This window comes from Mastigocoleus testarum BC008 (assembly GCF_001456025.1).
GTDB classification, from domain to species: Bacteria; Cyanobacteriota; Cyanobacteriia; order Cyanobacteriales; family Nostocaceae; genus Mastigocoleus; species Mastigocoleus testarum.
Genome location: NZ_LMTZ01000009.1, coordinates 1 through 18,320, shown reverse-complemented (window position 1 = coordinate 18,320; position 18,320 = coordinate 1). Strand labels below are relative to the sequence as shown.

At 35.6% G+C, this 18,320-nt stretch carries 15 protein-coding genes; 13 read left to right on the top strand and 2 right to left on the bottom strand.

Annotated elements, in window-relative coordinates:
- Positions 1–316: 316 nt before the first annotated feature.
- The gene (locus BC008_RS02795) at positions 317–1,567 is read right to left on the bottom strand and encodes a tRNA nucleotidyltransferase/poly(A) polymerase family protein (RefSeq protein ID WP_027842491.1); all 1,251 of its coding nucleotides are present in this window, start codon (positions 1,565–1,567) and stop codon (positions 317–319) included.
- Positions 1,568–1,651: 84 nt separating this feature from the next.
- Here BC008_RS02795 and BC008_RS02790 point away from each other — a divergent pair, with 84 nt between their 5' ends.
- The 10 genes from BC008_RS02790 (at position 1,652) to BC008_RS02745 (ending at position 14,129) form a co-directional block, all read left to right on the top strand.
- Positions 1,652–1,900: a Ycf34 family protein gene (locus BC008_RS02790; protein WP_058183083.1), complete on the top strand. Its 249-nt coding sequence runs from the start codon at positions 1,652–1,654 to the stop codon at positions 1,898–1,900.
- A gap of 370 nt (positions 1,901–2,270) precedes the next feature.
- The gene (gene tsaB / locus BC008_RS02785) at positions 2,271–2,945 is read left to right on the top strand and encodes a tRNA (adenosine(37)-N6)-threonylcarbamoyltransferase complex dimerization subunit type 1 TsaB (RefSeq protein WP_027842490.1); all 675 of its coding nucleotides are present in this window, start codon (positions 2,271–2,273) and stop codon (positions 2,943–2,945) included.
- 587 nt (positions 2,946–3,532) lie between these two features.
- Positions 3,533–4,816 (top strand): glycosyltransferase, encoded by a 1,284-nt coding sequence (locus BC008_RS02780; RefSeq protein WP_027842489.1) that lies wholly within the window; start codon positions 3,533–3,535, stop codon positions 4,814–4,816.
- A gap of 97 nt (positions 4,817–4,913) precedes the next feature.
- Positions 4,914–5,981, top strand: coding sequence for a glycosyltransferase family 2 protein (locus BC008_RS02775; RefSeq protein ID WP_027842488.1), 1,068 nt, complete (start codon positions 4,914–4,916; stop codon positions 5,979–5,981).
- Between the two features lie 304 nt (positions 5,982–6,285).
- Positions 6,286–7,161: an ABC transporter permease gene (locus BC008_RS02770; protein ID WP_027842487.1), complete on the top strand. Its 876-nt coding sequence runs from the start codon at positions 6,286–6,288 to the stop codon at positions 7,159–7,161.
- Between the two features lies 1 nt (position 7,162).
- Positions 7,163–8,443 carry an ABC transporter ATP-binding protein gene (locus BC008_RS02765; protein ID WP_027842486.1) on the top strand — a complete coding sequence of 427 codons (1,281 nt, stop codon included), beginning with the start codon at positions 7,163–7,165 and terminating at the stop codon, positions 8,441–8,443.
- A 96-nt stretch (positions 8,444–8,539) separates the two neighbouring features.
- Complete coding sequence (locus BC008_RS02760; protein ID WP_027842485.1) at positions 8,540–9,454, top strand: glycosyltransferase family 2 protein; 915 nt, start codon at positions 8,540–8,542, stop codon at positions 9,452–9,454.
- 337 nt (positions 9,455–9,791) lie between these two features.
- Positions 9,792–10,778 (top strand): glycosyltransferase family 2 protein, encoded by a 987-nt coding sequence (locus tag BC008_RS02755; RefSeq protein ID WP_036265077.1) that lies wholly within the window; start codon positions 9,792–9,794, stop codon positions 10,776–10,778.
- A gap of 93 nt (positions 10,779–10,871) precedes the next feature.
- Complete coding sequence (locus BC008_RS51115; protein ID WP_058183081.1) at positions 10,872–11,099, top strand: hypothetical protein; 228 nt, start codon at positions 10,872–10,874, stop codon at positions 11,097–11,099.
- 414 nt (positions 11,100–11,513) lie between these two features.
- The gene (locus tag BC008_RS02745; RefSeq protein WP_058183079.1) at positions 11,514–14,129 is read left to right on the top strand and encodes a CHAT domain-containing protein; all 2,616 of its coding nucleotides are present in this window, start codon (positions 11,514–11,516) and stop codon (positions 14,127–14,129) included.
- A 594-nt stretch (positions 14,130–14,723) separates the two neighbouring features.
- On the opposite strand, the gene BC008_RS02740 is transcribed toward BC008_RS02745, so the two are convergent.
- Positions 14,724–15,125, bottom strand: coding sequence for a hypothetical protein (locus BC008_RS02740; RefSeq protein ID WP_036265075.1), 402 nt, complete (start codon positions 15,123–15,125; stop codon positions 14,724–14,726).
- 726 nt (positions 15,126–15,851) lie between these two features.
- Here BC008_RS02740 and BC008_RS02735 point away from each other — a divergent pair.
- From BC008_RS02735 to BC008_RS02725, 3 genes are all read left to right on the top strand, one after another.
- On the top strand, positions 15,852–16,130 hold the full coding sequence (locus BC008_RS02735; RefSeq protein WP_153009510.1) for a hypothetical protein: 279 nt from the start codon (positions 15,852–15,854) through the stop codon (positions 16,128–16,130).
- 422 nt (positions 16,131–16,552) lie between these two features.
- On the top strand, positions 16,553–17,191 hold the full coding sequence (locus BC008_RS02730; RefSeq protein WP_027842481.1) for an RNA polymerase sigma factor: 639 nt from the start codon (positions 16,553–16,555) through the stop codon (positions 17,189–17,191).
- A 901-nt stretch (positions 17,192–18,092) separates the two neighbouring features.
- Positions 18,093–18,320: DUF4277 domain-containing protein (locus BC008_RS02725; protein WP_153009509.1), on the top strand; the 228-nt coding region annotated here is incomplete at its 3' end.

Genomic DNA, 18,320 nt, shown 5'->3' with positions numbered 1-18,320 from the left:
GTATTCTTACTGAAAAAAATAACATTTAAAAATACTACTTCAAGTGCAATTAATTACACAAACAGTTCACTAGTTAGTATAATTAACAACTACTATTTGAAGCAAATAACCTTGTGAATGAATGATTGTTTTGCAATTTCAACACTTCCAATACCTTCGTTCACACAAAATTAATCTTTTTCTGGAAATAATCTCGCATTTGCACAGAAATTCTTCAATGTTGTTCTTTGCTGTTAGTTAACAGAGAGTTCCTAAAAATATTGCGATAAAATATTGCGATCGCGTGGGAAAATCCACTGTAAACGACCCAATCAAATTAATTCCAATCTTCTATTAGCTGACGGGCAAACTCTATAGCTTCATGGGGCGTAGATACTTTGCCTTCAGCTTGTGCCACTTTGATTTCTGTCAACAATTCCCCTACTAGTGGCGAAGAAGGTATATTTAGATATAATATAATATCCTTACCACTCACTAACTGAGTGGAATGACTAACCAGATCATCAGGGTCAAGGTAGCGAGCGATCAAGGGTGCGATCGCCTCTACCCTATTATTATCTGCCATAAATAAAATTGTTGTAGTTGGGAATACATCTCCCGCTGTTTGGAAGAAAAAAAACTGTTCTCTTAAGGACATCTCACCTGAATTCAAGGTTTTTAAGGATTTCAGAGCAGTGGTAACAGCTTTAATTTCTGCACGGCTATAAGTTAAGTTTTGTAACTCAATTTCTGCTACTTCTGGATCTGGGCTTGCGAGCATCGCAAGTTTAGCAATACCCAGCCAAGTGGTTTTGACGGTATCCCGAATATATTCTGGAAATTTCTTCCCTAACTCCATCCAACTTTGAGCGAGTAAGGAAGCAGCTCGATCCACCTCCATCAATTTAGCTACGCGCTCGGGAGTAGCACTTTTAAAAAATGGTGATAGTAAATTATCTTCCCAAGCTTTTTTTAACCAAGGAGTTCCTTCAGGTTTTGTTAACATGTAACTAATTTCTACCCTTACTCTCTCCGCAGCTAATGAAGTAACATGTGAAGCTAAGGAACAGATAGCGGCTTGAGTTTTGGCTTCAATGCTAAAACCCAATTGAGATGCTTGACGATATCCCCGTAATAATCGCAAGGGATCATCTTGTAAATTTGCAGGTGATACCATCCTCAGAATACCTGCTTTAATATCCTCTTCACCTTTGAGTGGATCGATTATTTTTTGCCTATATGGGTCATAGGCGATCGCATTAATTGTAAAGTCGCGTCGGTGCAAATCAACTTCCAGAGTATCTCCTTCTTGTCGAGCAAAATCTGCTGTTGCGTTGGGAAAAACTACGCGAGCAATTTCTCTTTCTGCATCAAGTAAAACAAACCCAGCTTGATAATGCTTAGCAATGTTACGCGCTACACCCACAGCATCGCCAGGTAATACAAAATCTAAATCTAGATATTCTCGTTTTCGACCTAAAAGCCCATCCCGCACTGCACCGCCAACAATGTAAGCTGGCTTTGGTAAAAGTTCTAAGTCAAAGGGACAATTTCCCGGACAGACGAGAGAATTAAGGAAGTTTGACATTGTAATAAAAATAAACCTTCCGGCTAGTAATAAAGCCAGTTATTAAGCTAGATTAACAATAAAGGTATTGGAGTTGATTTCCCTATGTGTATTTGTGTCAACTGCCACTATGTAGATCGCTGTGTCACTTACAATGCAGTAGAAACCCAGCATCAGCAACCTCATTTAACTGAGGAGCCTGATTTTGAACCTAATGAACCATCCATCAATGTAAATATTCGTCCCCGTGAAGACATAATTGAAATGGAATGGGATGTGGTTGGCTGTCTTAGCTTTAAGAAAGATGCTGGAAAATGGTCTAGGTTACGTCCTGGTGAAGCAATACCAACTTAATTACAAATTTTTATAATGCTGCTTTAGAGAATGCTAAAAGTACCTTAGATTCGATCGCAAGTACCCAAAATTCCATAGCTCGTTTAATCTAAATTTAATCCACCTTCTCAAAGAAAAACGTTAACGCCATAAGATTATTGGGTAATTTTTTGCTTTCTTTTTTTCTGTTTCCTAATTTGCGGTCTCTAAGTTTATCGGTAGTAAAATTAATTGTTTCTTAATTTTTGCTGGCTTCGTTTGGGCTCTTTTGCTGAAACAAACCTAAAACTAATACTTTTCCAAAAGTTCTCCAGATGTTGCCGATTGTCAAACTCACATGGTTAAATTAACCGGTAAAATAATTTAATTCTAATTAATCTCTAGTTGACCTTTGAGCAGAAAACAAGAGCATCTTCAATCTAAAAAGTATGTTTTAGCCTTACATACTACAACTCCGGAATTAGGTTTAGCAATTAGTAACTTTGACGGAGGGGATAAGCGTTCTAAGGTTTGGAATCTAGAACGAGAGTTATCCAGCCAGATGCACCAATGCCTGATCGAATTTATTAAACCACAACAATGGCAAGATTTAGCTTTTATTGCTGTCGCCAAAGGTCCGGGGGGTTACACAGGAACGAGAATTGGGATGGTGACTGCTAGAACTTTAGGACAACAATTAGACATCCCTGTATTTGGTATCTCCACATTAGCTGCGTTTGCTTGGCATTATCTTACCAATCTCGAGCTTAATAAGGGCAAAGGTGAAAAAACGTTAGCAGTACAAATGCCAGCACAAAGAGGTAAATTATTCACAGCTATTTATCAAACTACACCAAATATTTCCCCATTTAAAGTTTTATTACCAGATACAGTATTAACTCCTGAAAGTTGGCAAGAAAAATTGTCGAAACTTAATCTGAACTATCAACTGCTTGAAGCTAATTCTGAGTTAGCAAAAACAGTCACTAGTATTTTAGATTTAGCTTATATTGACTGGTGCAAGGATAAATTTCCTCTATGGTCGGAAGCACTACCATTTTATGGTCAGCATCCAGTAGATATTTAGTTTGAATATTTTTCTATTTCTCCAGACAGAGTGTTCGCTCTCATTACACCTATAATTCGAAGAAAATAATTCTTTAGTGCGAACGATTTATTCGATAAAAATAGTTAAGCCAAACAGAAAATATCTTTAATAAAATATTTTATTCTCAGCCTGAAATTAAACATCTCATAAAAATTGTTTTTTTTAGGTTGCTTTTTTTTCTAAAAAAAATTAATCTTTGCAATTGTTACCTAATATTTAATTGCAGATTTGGTGTATGTTTAGGAGCGAAATTAACTACCGGTAATACATTACTAGATTTCCTGTTTTATATTATACGCAATCAAGATTGGGGTTTTGTCTTCAAAAAATGTTGATTATTTCACTAACTCGATATTTAAATCAGTCGATTCTCTAACAGTCAATCTCAAGTATTTAATCCCAAGCTAGAGGGACTTATATTTTTAGAGGATTTTTTATATTTAATATTTATATTTAATATTTATTTTTAATACTTATTTTTAGTATTTATTTTGTTTCCAACCCCAAAGAATAAATTGAACCGAGAACATTGAGATTTAGTCTAATCACTTAGCAGCATAATTTTCATGAGAATTGCTTTCCTGGTAGATACGTTCCCTGTAATTTCAGAAACCTTCATTGTTAATCAAATTGTGGGTTTGATTAATCGCGGACATGATATTCACATATATACCAAAAATCGCGGTAATATGTCGAAATATCATACTGATATAACTAAGTATAATTTGCTTGAAAAAACAACTCTGTTGGAGCAAGCACCAAGAAGTTATTTGTGGCGATTGATTAAAGGGTTCGGATTATTTATAACAAACTTCCATAAAGCACCTTTAGCTTTTTTGTACTCATTTAACTTTCTAAAATACGGCAAAAAGGCTCTGTCTTTAAGGTTAATGTACTCGATAGTACAAATGTTAGAGTCGGAACCCTACGATATAATTCATTGTCAATTTGGGATGCATGGTCTTGAGGGGATGTTATACCGGGATATTGGGGCTCTCAAAGGCAAATTAATTACATCTTTTCGTGGCTATGATATCAGTTACTATCTCCAGGAAGAAGGAAACGATGTATACGATGAACTGTTACTTAAAGGAGATTTCTTCCTCGCAAACTGCGAATTTTTTCGACAACGGGCGATTAAATTGGGTTGTGACCCGAAAAAAATAGTTGTTCACGGTTCGGGGATTGATTGCAGTCGATTTATTTTTCAAACTCGCAACATTACTCCTGGGGAAACAATTCAGATTGCAACTACCGGTCGTCTCGTAGAGAAAAAAGGCATAGAATATGCCATTCGCGCGATCGCTAAAGTTGCTGAATTTCAACCAAATGTTGAATTTAAAATTATTGGGGACGGACCTTTAAAAGAACACTTTGAGCAAGTTATTCAAGAACTTAATATCGGTGATAAAGTACAACTACTGGGTTGGATGAATCAAAAGGAGATCATCGAAGTTCTCAATAAGACTCACATATTTGTTGCTCCTAGTGTCACCGCTAGTGATGGGAATCAAGACGCTCCAGTAAATACTTTAAAAGAAGCCATGGCTATGGGTTTACCTGTGGTTAGTACCTTTCATGGTGGGATACCAGAATTAGTTAAAGATGGAGTATCAGGATTTTTAGTCCCGGAAAAAGATGAAACTGCGATCGCAGAAAAATTAATCTACCTGATCGAGCATCCAGAGATTTGGTCGAGCATGGGTTCATCCGGTCGAGAATATGTAGAAGCACATTATGATATCAATAATCTTAATGATGAATTAGAGCGGATCTATCATCAGGTCTCAATAGATAAGCTACCTACTGTATCAGAAACAGTGCGGACTTATTCCCTGACTCCCCAATAAATTAGAAGTTGTTAAAACAGCTGAGAAATACAAATCCACACAGGTATTTTTTGTTTGAACCGAAGTCTAAATTAAGTTATTAAGCAAGGATTAAGTCATGAGCCTTTCAAACACAACAGCAAAAGATGTAACAATTGTCGTTGCTCCCAGAGAACGTTTCAGCTACACCCGCGAATCTCTAGAAAGTATTTACGAACATACAGAGTATCCATTCGAACTAATTTATGTAGATGGCGGCTCTCCCAAAGATATAAAAAATTATATTGCCAGCAAAGCCAAAGAGAAGAACTTTCAGCACATTCGTACTGACTGTTACCTTTCTCCCAACCACGCTCGTAACTTAGGTTTGCGCCAAGTAAAAAGCAAATATATTGTTTTTATCGATAATGATGTAGCTGTTACTCCTGGCTGGTTGAAAGCTATGGTTGACTGTGCTGAATCTACAGGTGCAACAGTTGTTAGTCCTTTAGTATGTCAATTTTTGCCATTGCATACGGAGGTTCATTGTGCTGGAGGTGAATCAGGGGTAAAAGTCATTGAGAAAGACGGAAATGTCAGGCGTCAAATTATTGAGAAAATATACAAACAAGGTCGTAAAGTCGAGCAAATACGTCCGCAGTTAAAACGTGAAAAAACTGGGTTAGCAGAGTTTCACTGCATGATGGTACGGACAGATATCTTCGATAAAATTGGCGTTTTAGACGAACAGTTGTTTAATACAAAAGAGCATGTTGATTTATGCATGTTGGTAACTGAGGCGGGAGGTAGTATTTATTTAGAACCCGATTCTTTGGTCACCTATGTTCCTGGACCACCCCTAGAATTTTCAGATTTGCACTACTACATGCTGCGTTGGAGCGATGCTTGGGAACTCAACAGCTTAAAACGTCTGCGCGAAAAGTGGAATGCAACAGAAGATCAATATTTTAAAAATAAATACAACAGATTGGGTTGGCGCAGACGGATGACAATTGTCGATCCTTTGTCTCGTAAATTAGCCTTTGGTAATCGTTCTTTGGCTCGCGTATTCGGTAAAATCCTCAAACCGATAGATAAATTCTTTAATAAATTTGTCACAAATCGCTACGCGAACAAGTATTTACCTAATAAACTGATATCGACTACAAAAACTCAGCAATCTACAGTTACAACAGCATCGTCATAATTTGTAACTCGTAATATGTCCTATCGTACGCGGCGGAGCCGTTTGTTGACGCAGCTACGCTGAACACCGTCAGGTGCGGGCTAACGGACACGCTGCGCTAACGTAATTTGCACTTGCTATAGCAAGTTTAAGTTACAAACTGTAGGAGTAAGCATGTAGGTTAGGGCGTTATATTTTGCTTAGATCACAGGAAATGTCCTTGCCTAAAATCTTAACCCTACACGAACTACAAATTACGTTCCTCCGTCAGGGCGGATCTCATTATGAATTAACAACTACAAACTTTAATAAAGGGTCATAAATATTGAAACGACGTAAACATTTACAGCCTTCGAGACGACCAGAAGAATTTTATACACCCGAAAGTCAATTACGACATCCTCGGCAATTACTGAGACAAATGTGGCTAGATTTACTAGCTTCTCGCGAACTTGCCTGGAGACTGATGGTCAGGGATATTAGCGCCCAATACCGTCAGTCCTTCTTAGGAATTATTTGGGCATTTATTCCGCCGATTGTCATGGCTGCTGGATTTAATTTAGCCAATGAAGCCAAAGTCATTAATGTGGGTGAAACTTCCTTACCTTACCCTGCTTACGTAATGTTTAGTACTGCTCTTTGGCAAACCTTTGTGGAAGCAATTAGTGGTCCAATTCAAGCGGTTACAACAGCCAAGCCAATGTTAGCCAGGGTTAAGTTTCCTCGAGAAGCTTTAATATTGTCAAAATTGGGAGAAGTATTTTTTAACTTTTCAATAAAATTAATTTTAATTACTGCTTTATTTATTTGGTTTCAAATTCCCATAACCTGGTCAGTAATTTTAGCTCCTGTGGCATTAATACACTTGGTTATGTTTGGAACATTTATCGGCGTGATGCTATCTCCTTTTGGGGTTTTATATCAAGATATATCCAAAGGTTTAACGCTGGTAACTGGATTTTGGTTGTTTTTAACTCCTGTGGTGTATCCGGTTCCTAACGATGGAGTGTTTGGATTTTTGGTCAAATTTAACCCAGTAACCCCCCTATTAGTTACTACCAGAGAGTTAGCAACCACTGGATTATTAACTCAAACTGTGGGATTTTGGGTAGTGAGTCTTGTCACTATTGTGGGTTTATTTTTAACCTGGATTGGATTTCGTTTAGCTATGCCTTTTGTGGTTGAAAGAGTAAGTTCCTAACATGACTAGTTTAAAAGATAAAGAAGTAGCAGTTGCACCAAAAGATGACAATGAAGCTGTTATCGAGATAAACGATGTTTCCAAGAAATTTTGTCGGGATTTAAAACGCTCTTTGTTTTATGGTGTCACAGATATTGCCACAGAACTAACTGGTGGAAGTAGGAGAAGTGACACTTTACGCACTAAAGAATTTTGGGCGCTTAAGGATGTCAGCTTTAAACTACGAAAAGGTGAAGCTTTAGGTTTAGTAGGATCAAACGGTGCAGGGAAAAGTACCTTACTGCGTATTATCAGTGGCTTAATTAAACCAGATACAGGCTCAATTAAAATTAAAGGAAGAGTTGCGCCTTTAATTGCACTGGGAGCAGGATTCAATCCCATTTTATCTGGCCGAGAAAATATCTATGCGAATATGTCAATTTTGGGTTTGTCCACCCAGCAAATACGAGAAAGATTTGACGAAGTTGTAGAGTTTGCAGAAATAGCAGAAGCGATTGATGCACCGGTACAAACCTATAGTTCCGGTATGGCTGCAAGGTTAGGATTTGCTTGTGCTGTCCACATCGAACCAGATATTTTGCTAATCGATGAAGTGTTAGCTGTAGGGGACATTAAGTTTAAAATGAAATGCCATCGCAAGTTGGCAGAAATCCGCAAAAAAGGTACAGCTTTTATTTTAGTTTCCCATAACTCCCATAGTATTCTCAATGTTTGCGAATCCTCCGTTTATTTGCGCAAGGGTCAATTAATTACCTATGGAGAAACAGAATCAGTAATTCGTAGATACGAAGAAGACCTTTGTTTGAGCGGTACAGATAACGCTTTGGGTCAAATGGTATTGTCTCCCAAACCGAAAGCAGAAAGTAACGGTTTAGATATTCTTTCTCTCAGTTTTAAAGATCCCCAGGGTAATACTTTAGATAATTTGTGGTCTGGAGAATCAGCTTATTTTTGTGCGGAATGTCAAGCCCACGAGGACATTGATGGGGCTAACTTAGGGATGTTAATAACATCTCTTTCGGGAGAAATGGGCTTAGTCTTATATATTACTTCTAATAGTGATAATAACCTTTTAAGTATCAACAAAGGTAGATCTGAGATTCAAATGCACATGCCCTATTGCACTTTAACTCCTGGGATATATAGTGCAAAAATATACATAAGAAAAGGCGTTTATTCCTTTGATATTGTTGATTCTTTTAGATTTACTGTTAAAAGTAATAGAACAGTGAGTAGATGTTTATTTTATCAACCGCGTGAATGGGCAGTTGTTAGTAAATAATTTGTATTGGCTTTATACAAATTTTGTGTGTTTTTTACCCTATTGTATTTATAATCTAGAGAATATTTTATGAACGAATAAATTCCGAATTGAATAATGGGTAATCCCTTAATTAGCATAATTATTCCTACTCACAATCGGCAACATCTCGTACCCCATGCAGTGAAGAGTGCTTTAGAGCAAACTATTGAGGATTTAGAAGTTATTGTTATTGATGATGCTTCAGAACCTCCAGTAGATTTAGCTGACGATCCTCGATTAAGGGTAATTAGGAAATCTGAAAATAATGGTATTGCAGCAGTTCGCAACGCTGGAGCATTAGCTGCACGTGGAAGATGGATCACTTATCTAGATGATGATGATAGGTTATTACCTTACATGGCTGCAGCATGTCTTAAGGCGATTGCTGATACACAACTTCCAAAACCAATAGCGGTGTTATCTACGAAGGAAGTCGTAAATGCGGAAGGTGAAGTTCTCGAACGGCGTGTTCCTCCTACTCTTCCACGCGGTAAACATTTTTTTCTTGAAGAAATTCCTCCTGAAAAGTCATTTTTATCAAAGCAGACACTGTTTATCGAGCGCGATACTTTGCTTGGTATTGCAGGTTATGATGAGACATTCCAGACCCGCGAACATACAGAGATGTTTTTGAGACTAAATCCGGTTTGTTCTATCTTGGGAATACCTGTAGTGACCTATAAACAATTAGCGCACTCTGGTTCCCGACTTTCGCGTAATCCATCCCATCGTCAAGTCGATTTCATTCGTTTGGTACGCAAGCATAAATCTTTATTTAAATCACACCCAAAGACGTTTGTTGATTTTGTGTACGCTCATGTAGTTAAATCAAAGGAACTTGGTCAAAAGCGTGCAGCCTTGTTAAGTTTATGCTGGACCTTTCCGTTAGCTCCAATTGAAATTTTAAAGCGATTTTTTCAGGAAAAATATCACAGAATCCAACGTAGGTTAAGTACTTTCAATTTGCTAATTACTGGGGAAAATGGATAATTTCCGAGAATTTAGTCGTGTGTAGAGATAAATAAAAATAATCTTTAGCAACACTTGAAAATATTGGTTTTAAGGAGTTACGGAGACGCGATATATCGCGTCTTCTACAGTATCTAAGTTCTTATTATGTAATAAGTAAAAATTTGCGACTCATAGCTTTTAGCGCGTCTACGATGTTAGTGAATCCGTAGGTAGCACAGCTAGAGACTATAATTATCCGGAGCCGTTACCTGCTTATCTGCCGTCGCCGCAGGCTAAATGCGTGTCCATAGGACAAACAGCATTTACTAGTATCCTGAACTTATTACTACGTAATATAGAATAAAATATATTAAATATGCAAAAATTGCATAAGCTAGTTTCAATAATCATACCGTGTTTTAATAGCCAAAAGTGGCTGAGAGAAGCTATCAACAGTTGCTTACAACAAACCTATCCCCACATTGAAATTATTGTTATTGATGATGGCTCCACTGATAATTCTTTAGGTATTATCAAAAGTTACAAAAATCAAATTATTTGGGAAAGTTTTCCTAAAAATCGAGGAGGTTGCTGTGCAAGAAATCGTGGTTTTGCAATCTCAAAAGGGGAATATATTCAATTTTTAGATGCTGATGATTACATTCTCCCAGAAAAAATTGCTAGACAAGTTGATTTTCTAGAATTGACAGGAAATGATGTGGTTTACGGTGATTGGCGACATCAACTAAATTTACCTGATGGTACGAGTATTCTCGAAGAAATTAAAATTTCGGGACAGCAAGAAGATATTCTCGCATCTCTTATCTCTAATTGGTGGACTGCTGTCGCTTCCGTACTTTATACCAGAAGTGCTGTGGAGAATAGTGGTGGTTGGGATGAAAATCTAGCGATCGTACAGGATAAAGACTTTTTTATTTCTGTAGTTATGAATGGTGCAAAGGTCGCATACCAAGCAGGTTGTTACTCAATTTATCGGAGATACGGTAACGTTACTGTTTCTACTACGTCTAAATCTAGATGGTTAGAAGGTCATCATATTGTTTTAAAAAAATTAGAAAATCAGCTATTAAAATCTCATAATTTATCCGATATGTATTGTGATGCCATTGCGTTATGCTATTTCAAATTAGCTAGAGAATCTTTATTCTATAATTATTCATCACACTTAATTTTTTTGGAAGAAGCACTAGTTATAAGACCTAATTTTAAACATGAAAGTAAGCAATTCATCTATAATTTTATTCAATTTTTTTTTGGTTTTCGACAAACAGAACTAATTACTAGTTATATTTTATTTCTGAAGTACAGCATCAATAAATATTTTGATAGTTCTAGTTTTTGATAGTAAAAATAAAAATATTATGCTTTAATTATCTAAACAATTATCGCAGATTAAGATAGACTTAAAAGCAATTCGAGTTGTAGGTAATTATTAATGAACCGAGGAAAAATCGTTGCGATTATTACGGGTGCACTTTCCATACTTTTAGCATTAGCATACTTGGTCATTGTTCAAATTTTAGATTTTCGTGGGGAAATGAAACCAGCACCCATAAGTCAAGTGGGAGTACAAAACGTCAAATTGATTCATAAATATTTTGGAGTCACCTCCTTTCAGACAAACTACTTGGCTTGTAGTCAATCTCAAAGCTTTATTCTGTAACTTATGAAATTTATGGGATTTGTGATTTGGTTCAATTACTATCCCTAATTTCTACAAACTAAATAAGTAATTTTCAATAGATTTAGCTGCGAACATCTCTCTGGGGATGTTCTGTAGTTTTTGGGTTATTAATAATAACTTAGATATTTGTTTGTATTAGATAGTTTGAAATTGATAAATTTTATTAGACTACATAATTTTCTCAACACGTTAGCAAATGCTGTTTGTCATAGACGCGCTAAAAAACCTATAGCTAGTAAAACTTTAACTTTTGACTTATGTCCTACGGACACGCTATAGCTATAGCTGCGCTACCTACGAAGCCGCTACCTTACGGATCCGCTAATGAATTTTGACCCGCGCGTAGCGCCATATTTACTTATGAGATGCTTGAAATATTTTTTACTAGCAATAATGGTTACATGTTTATGTGTAACTCCACCTTTTAAATTGGGGATATTACCTGCAGCTGCAAACCATCAAATATCTGACCTCAAAATATCTCAGTCACAAATCTCTAATTTGGTTGATCGCGGTCAAGCATTTTACGAACATGGGAAGCTTAGTGAGGCGATAAAAGTTTTAAAAAAAGCAAATTCTGAGTTTAAAGTTACTGGAGATTCATTAAAGCAAGCAATGACTTTAAGTAATCTTTCTTTGGTTTATCAAGATTTGGGAAAGTGGGAAGAAGCAAAAATAGCGATCGCACAAAGTTTCCAGTTATTAGAAAATATTAAAAACAATCTACAAAATAATACTTCACAAGCATACCCACAAATTTACGCCCAAGCTTTAGATATTCAAGGACGTCTCAAATTATTCCAAGGAGAAGCTTCTCAAGCAATAGAAACTTGGAAAAAAGCAGCCAAAATTTACTCTCAGCTAAAATTTGATTCTGAATTAATCCGCAATCAAATAAATCAAGCTCAAGCAATGCAATCATTGGGTCTATTTATAAGAGCCAGGAATACTTTAACTCAAGTCAAATCAAGATTGGAGCAACAACCAGATTCTTTTCTGGTAGCGACGGGATTGTGTAACTTAGGTGATGTATTACGAGTTATTGGTGATAAAAATCAATCTCGAGAAATTTTAGAGCAAAGTCTAGCACTTGTAAAACGTTTGGGAAAAACTACTAACCAAAATGAAATTACAATTCAAAGCGAAATTTTGATCGGTTTAGGTAATACTGCTCTAGCTCAGGAAGATACCTCCTCCGCGATCGCATTTTATCAGCAAGCAGCAAATGTTCCGTCTACAAAACCTATTGTTGCTCTCAAAGCTAAATTAAATCAATTAAAATTATTGGTGGAAAATCTAGGAAATAATAACTTAAATACAGCCGCAATATTAATACCCCAAATTCAGTCCCAAATTAAAAACTTACAACCTAGTCGCGATTCTGTATATTGCATAATTAATTTTGCCCAAAGTCTAAAGGAATTAAATCAGAAATTTTCTACAAATACATCTTCACAAAGTACCCTTTCACAAAATACCCCTTCGCAAATAGAGATTGCTCGCTTATTGTCAATTGGGGTTCAACAAGCAACAAATTTGTCAGATAATAGGGCATTATCCTATGCTTTAGGTACTCTTGGGGAACTGTACGAAGAAACTGACCAATTACCTGAAGCACAAAAACTTACCCAACAAGCTCTCGATAAAGCCATAGCGATCAATGCTGGGGATATTAGTTTTCAGTGGGAATCGCAGTTAGGACGATTATTGAGAAAACAAGAAAATATATCTCAAGCGATCAAATTTTATGAACGAAGCTGGGAAACTCTCAAGTCCTTGCGCACAGATTTAGTTGCATTTAATCTGGATGCTCAGTTTTCTTTTCGCGAGAACATTGAACCCATATACAGAGAATATGCAGATTTACTGCTAAATGAGAAAGAAACTAGTAATAATCTAACCAATGCTCGTCAAGTAATAGAATCTCTTCAATTAGCAGAATTAGATAATTTTTTTCGTTCAGCTTGCTTACAAACCAAAGTTGTCCTTGATGATGTAGTTGATAAGCAAGACCAAACAGCAGCGATTATATATCCAATTATTCTTCCAGAACGATTAGAAGTAATTTTGAAATTACCCCAAAAATCGCTTTTAAGATACACCACTGCAATTACCCAAACTGAATTTGAAAATACTGTAGAGCAATTACGCTCCGATATTGAAGAACTTAAAATTGGTGCAGATCCTCAAGCTAAATACCAAACCTTATACAAATTGTTGCTCGGACCTGCAGAAAAATATTTGTCTTCCAGTCACGTAAAAACCTTAGTATTTGTGTTGGATGGTTCCTTACGTAACCTCCCTATGGCTGCTCTTTACGATGGTCAGCAGTACCTAATAGAAAAATATAATGTAGCCATGAGTCTTGGCTTGGAATTATTTGAACTCAAACGATTACCAACAAAAAATCTTCAAGTTATTACTGCTGGACTTAGTGAAGAGCGTCATAATTTTCCTAAGCTTGATTATGTTGAAAAAGAATTAGAGGAAATTAAATCTCAAGTATCAGGAAAAGTTTTACTCAATCAAGAATTTACCAGCAAAACTGTTCAAAAACAGTTTAAGTTGCAATCTTTTCCCATAGTCCATTTTGCGACTCACGGTCAATTTAGTTCTGACCCAGACGAAACATTTATTTTGGCTTATGACCGACCAATTGAGGTTAATGAGCTTAATAAATGGCTTCGCAATCGAGAAGAAATTCAAGCTGATGCAATAGAATTATTGGTTCTTAGTGCTTGTGAGACAGCAAGCGGAGATAAAAAAGCAGCTTTAGGACTTGCTGGTGTTGCAATCCAAGCAGGTGCTCGTAGCACTGTTGCTTCTTTATGGGCTTTAAATGATGCTTCAACAGCTCAATTAATGGGTCAGTTTTATAAACAACTTACTAAATCCTATTTGAGTAAAGCAGAAGCTTTGCGTAATGCTCAATTAAGTTTATTACAGCAGGAAGAATATCAGGTTCCTTACTTTTGGGCTCCATATGTTTTAATTGGGAACTGGTTGTGAGTATTTATAGTAGAAGTAAGGAGTAAGAAGTAAAGAGTAGAATAAAATTTAGACCTGGCTTTTAGTTTTTTTAACTGTAGATATAAACAGAACATTCTCTATCGCAATCCTGAATCATTTGTGTGTAAGAATTAATATTGCAGAGGCGTTGCAGAGGCTAACACCGACGCCGCAGGTTTTGCAACGTCTCTTATTGATTTATCTATTCACCAATCAAATATGATTGCAATAGAATTCAATTTTACTGAACAATGTAGAAATATCTCAGAGGATGTTTTAAAAGTCTTTTGCTCTTACAGTAAGTACAGTGAAATATTTCGTTGTGTGACCGAAACCTTGATTATTTCTTGAAGCAAAACCGAGTAAGAACAGTAAAGTATACCTTCCGGGACTTTTAAAACATCATCTCACAAACTAATTACAGCAGAATAACTATTCTATTTTTGAACGAACAAGATACACCCTATTAAGATTCAGTTGAAGCTTCTTATCATTTGGAAACAATTACTCAAAAATAACTCCAGAAATTGTTAATACCTTCACTGCTTAGAAATTGATCGCCACTGCTGTATTAATTACCTTCATTCTTAGTAACTAAATCGACTGCAATTCAAGTTCGTAAGCAATTAAGCGATCCGCTTCATTTATCAGACAATTCAATTCCGCATCATATTGAGCTAATTCTAAAATTGCTGCGATTTTATCTATGTCTCTTTCAGAAGGCTTGAATAACTTAGATAATCTGCAATATTCTTGTACTAAGTCAAACAGTCGTCTATTATCTGCTTGCAAAAGTCTTACGCGATCATAGCGATCGCGATATTTTTTAAAAGGTTTTAATATTTTGGATAATCTGCAATCTTCCTTTACTGGTTCAAACACTTGACCCTTTTCACTATATTTATTTGTACCCACCTTTAAATTAGTAATGACAATAGGGTTAGGGGGTTCTTTTGATTGAGTGTTCATGGTTGCAAATTTCTGAGAATTTTTCATAGATAGGTTTTCCGTGGTCTGTGAAATAATCGTGACTATATGCTTTGTTTAACGCTAATTACTGGGTTTGTACTCCAGGTTTTTAGGTCGGTCTTAATTACACTCCAAAGTATTATTAATTAAGAGAATTTTCAGAGACTCTTTGACTTATCACTAGAAACCTGTTGGAGATTATTCGGGTTATTAAGCTCAGTTTCAAGTAGAGTTTTAGAAAATTCCAGAATTTATGACAATACGACTCAATAAAAACCAAAAAACTTAAATCTCGTAGATCGATTCGAGGAACAAAACCTAATATTTCCGGGGAGTTGTTAGAGTTACCTAGAGCAAACAGAGCAAGCATTATCGCTTTAAGCAACTTACACTTATCCTTTATTGAACCGTATCGTAGTTTGTTCACGATTTTATAAGACCTTTAGACCACTCATTACTTAATGATCTGGACATATCAACTTGTGACATACTCCTTCATATAAAAATTTAAAAGCGATTCATTTCGTCAATAATTCTAAATATAGAAATTAATCTTAAAAGTATCTAAAACAACTGTTATAACGCTGAAAATCACTTAACAACTTAAGTCTTATTAGTCACAAACATTCTTGTGACAGTCATTTTCTTGTGAGGGATGCTAAACGGGTAGAGCACAAAGCATACATCCTAGGTAAAGCCCCGGAGGTAGATTCCCCAAAGCTGTTGAATTTGGCAAAAAAGAACTTAAAAGCTATGAAAAACAAGACGAAATGTGCAATTCAATCTGAGTCGCAACAAAAACAAATACACGAAAAAGCAATAAACTCAACAAGTACTTTTTCAAAACAAATATCTTCTACCTTATTACCCTGGTTGCTCATCATCCTTTCCTCAACAATAGTTGCGCCCAGTTTAGTAGCGATAGTAACTTCCAGTTGTGGTGAAGGGAAACTCCAGATTAAGTTTTGGGAATTTGAATATCAACTTAATAAGAAAGGTGATTGCAGTATTCCTGACCGACCTGAGAAATAAACTTTCAGTCAACCAGGTTTTATCTTATTCCGCTTCAGTCCCGATATAAATTCTTACCCTCTGTTCTAAATCTATTAACCCAACTAGTGAAACAGTATTATTACTGATAATTTTGGCTAATTTTATAACTAATCGAAAAAATAAAGGTTTGTTTAAAGCACAGATACACGTATTTCTACGGTTGAGAGTATATTTACCGTAATTGTAACTAATATTTAAATAGTTTTTTGTGTACAAAAATACTTACGTGATTTTGCATAATGATGTCACAAATATCCTTGTAAGCATCATTTTTCTAATAGAATGCACAAAAAGCTTATACAACAAGACAAAATGTTGCGTAAAGTCCCGGAAGAAGATTCCTCTACCCTTAAGCAGGGATGTAATTTTTGTTTTAGTAATTTTTTATAAAGGAGGTATTTATGAAAAATATGAAGGAACAGTTATATGTAAAAACCCAAAGCTTTATTTTTGCACATATGGAACTACTCCGAAGAACATATCCAGAACTAGATACTGTTGTTAATTGGAATTCGCTGTATAAGAACGTTCAAAACCGTTTACGACAATTTAATATGGCTAAAAATTATAAGTCTGATGAAATTATCATGGAAGTTCTAACCCGGTATGACAAAAAAGTTAAGAAAAAAGAGGAAATTCCAAATGTAGAAGCTTGGATGAAACTTACAGCATTAAACTGCATTAGAGAACTAAACCGCCAGGAATATCCAGTTACAGCATTTAGGAAAATCCCTCACGACCCTTCCGACTTTGAAACCGACCCCAAATTAGTTAAATCAATGATGTCTAACAGTGAAGACATTACAGATTTGGAGAGCGAAAACAGGTCTCAAGTTCGAAAAGCCATGAGCAAACTTCCCTCATATAAACGAGAGCTTTTAGAACTTCGAATTGTACAAGGTTTATCGTGGAATGAAATTGCGAATCACTATATTTCAAAAGGTAAAAATATTAAAGTTGCTACACTCCGTAAGCGAAAGGAAAGAGCATTGGAAGAATTAAGAGGAGTATTTTTAGAAATGATTCGGGAAGATAAATAGTGCTGTGATTTTTTGAATTTAAGGTCTTCGATGCATAGCATTATTCCACAAATCTGTTTAATTATTTACTTTAACTTTTTGTTGTATACAAATATCAGTTTATTTGGTGTGAGTGGGTCTTTTTTCTAATCATTTTAGACGAACAACACTCGTTGAGGGAAAGTGAATTGGGTATTTTGATTGATTACTTTCTTTATAGTTGAATAATAGTTAGTCAAATCTTCAACTTTAAATTAGGATATTGCAAGCAAAATCATACCTCCATGCAATTACTAACTAACATTATTAGAAAACTATTTGATTTATTGAGCAATAGATGATTTTTAAAGACTTCTCGCTTTATGAGAAATTATTTAACAAAATGATTTACAAAAAATCTATAATCTTTATTTGCGATCGCTTGTTGCTATAGACAATCGCTGTATCGAGCGATATCCCACTTTTCTTTTTCCATCTAATTTTCATTTTCATTCACAAATAATACTAAAACCTATGCAACCGGCAAATTAATACGGTTCAGACAAGTCTGGATTCATTGGTAGAGACATAGCATGCTACGTCTCTACATCGATTTTGTTTTACAAAAATTCTTAACAGAACTGTATTGGTCTTATGACTTCTCTTAGATCTACTGAAAAGCTAGTGTTGTATCCCATCTTCCGCACCCTAACTGTCACACACCAAGGGGATGAGATTTTTTAGTACATATTTATTAAACAAGACTTAGATATTCATGAGACTAATGGGAAGTTATCTCATTAAATTTGGGATCTATCAAAAAGTATTTTGAGTTGAAGTCTTTGATGAGGCTAAAAAGATTCTTAAAAAAGTAAGAAAATATTTTTGCTCGAAATAATAATGTGAGAATTTAAACAGAATTGTGTTGTAAAATTCTGTTTTTATGTTTGATATAAAAGATGTTGAAATACAAAATATAGACCATTTAGGGATAGTAGCAGGAATCGTAGATTCCATTGGATTAGTAGAAATAATTAATGATTTATTAGGGTCAAAACCAGGAGAAAAAGTCAGTGCAGGACATGTTGTCAAAGCAATGATTTTAAACGGATTAGGATTTGTGTCTAAACCGTTATATATGTTCCCGAAGTTTTTTGAGCAAATAGCTTGT

Bases quoted from the DNA above. Each gene is read 5' to 3' on its own strand.
- BC008_RS02795 (WP_027842491.1), bottom strand. From the start codon at position 1,567: ATGTCAAACTTCCTTAATTCTCTCGTCTGTCCGGGAAATTGTCCCTTT.
- BC008_RS02790 (WP_058183083.1), top strand. From the start codon at position 1,652: ATGTGTATTTGTGTCAACTGCCACTATGTAGATCGCTGTGTCACTTAC.
- BC008_RS02780 (WP_027842489.1), top strand. From the start codon at position 3,533: ATGAGAATTGCTTTCCTGGTAGATACGTTCCCTGTAATTTCAGAAACC.
- BC008_RS02775 (WP_027842488.1), top strand. From the start codon at position 4,914: ATGAGCCTTTCAAACACAACAGCAAAAGATGTAACAATTGTCGTTGCT.
- BC008_RS02765 (WP_027842486.1), top strand. From the start codon at position 7,163: ATGACTAGTTTAAAAGATAAAGAAGTAGCAGTTGCACCAAAAGATGAC.
- BC008_RS02760 (WP_027842485.1), top strand. From the start codon at position 8,540: ATGGGTAATCCCTTAATTAGCATAATTATTCCTACTCACAATCGGCAA.
- BC008_RS02755 (WP_036265077.1), top strand. From the start codon at position 9,792: ATGCAAAAATTGCATAAGCTAGTTTCAATAATCATACCGTGTTTTAAT.
- BC008_RS51115 (WP_058183081.1), top strand. From the start codon at position 10,872: ATGAACCGAGGAAAAATCGTTGCGATTATTACGGGTGCACTTTCCATA.
- BC008_RS02745 (WP_058183079.1), top strand. From the start codon at position 11,514: ATGGTTACATGTTTATGTGTAACTCCACCTTTTAAATTGGGGATATTA.
- BC008_RS02740 (WP_036265075.1), bottom strand. From the start codon at position 15,125: ATGAAAAATTCTCAGAAATTTGCAACCATGAACACTCAATCAAAAGAA.
- BC008_RS02735 (WP_153009510.1), top strand. From the start codon at position 15,852: ATGAAAAACAAGACGAAATGTGCAATTCAATCTGAGTCGCAACAAAAA.
- BC008_RS02730 (WP_027842481.1), top strand. From the start codon at position 16,553: ATGAAAAATATGAAGGAACAGTTATATGTAAAAACCCAAAGCTTTATT.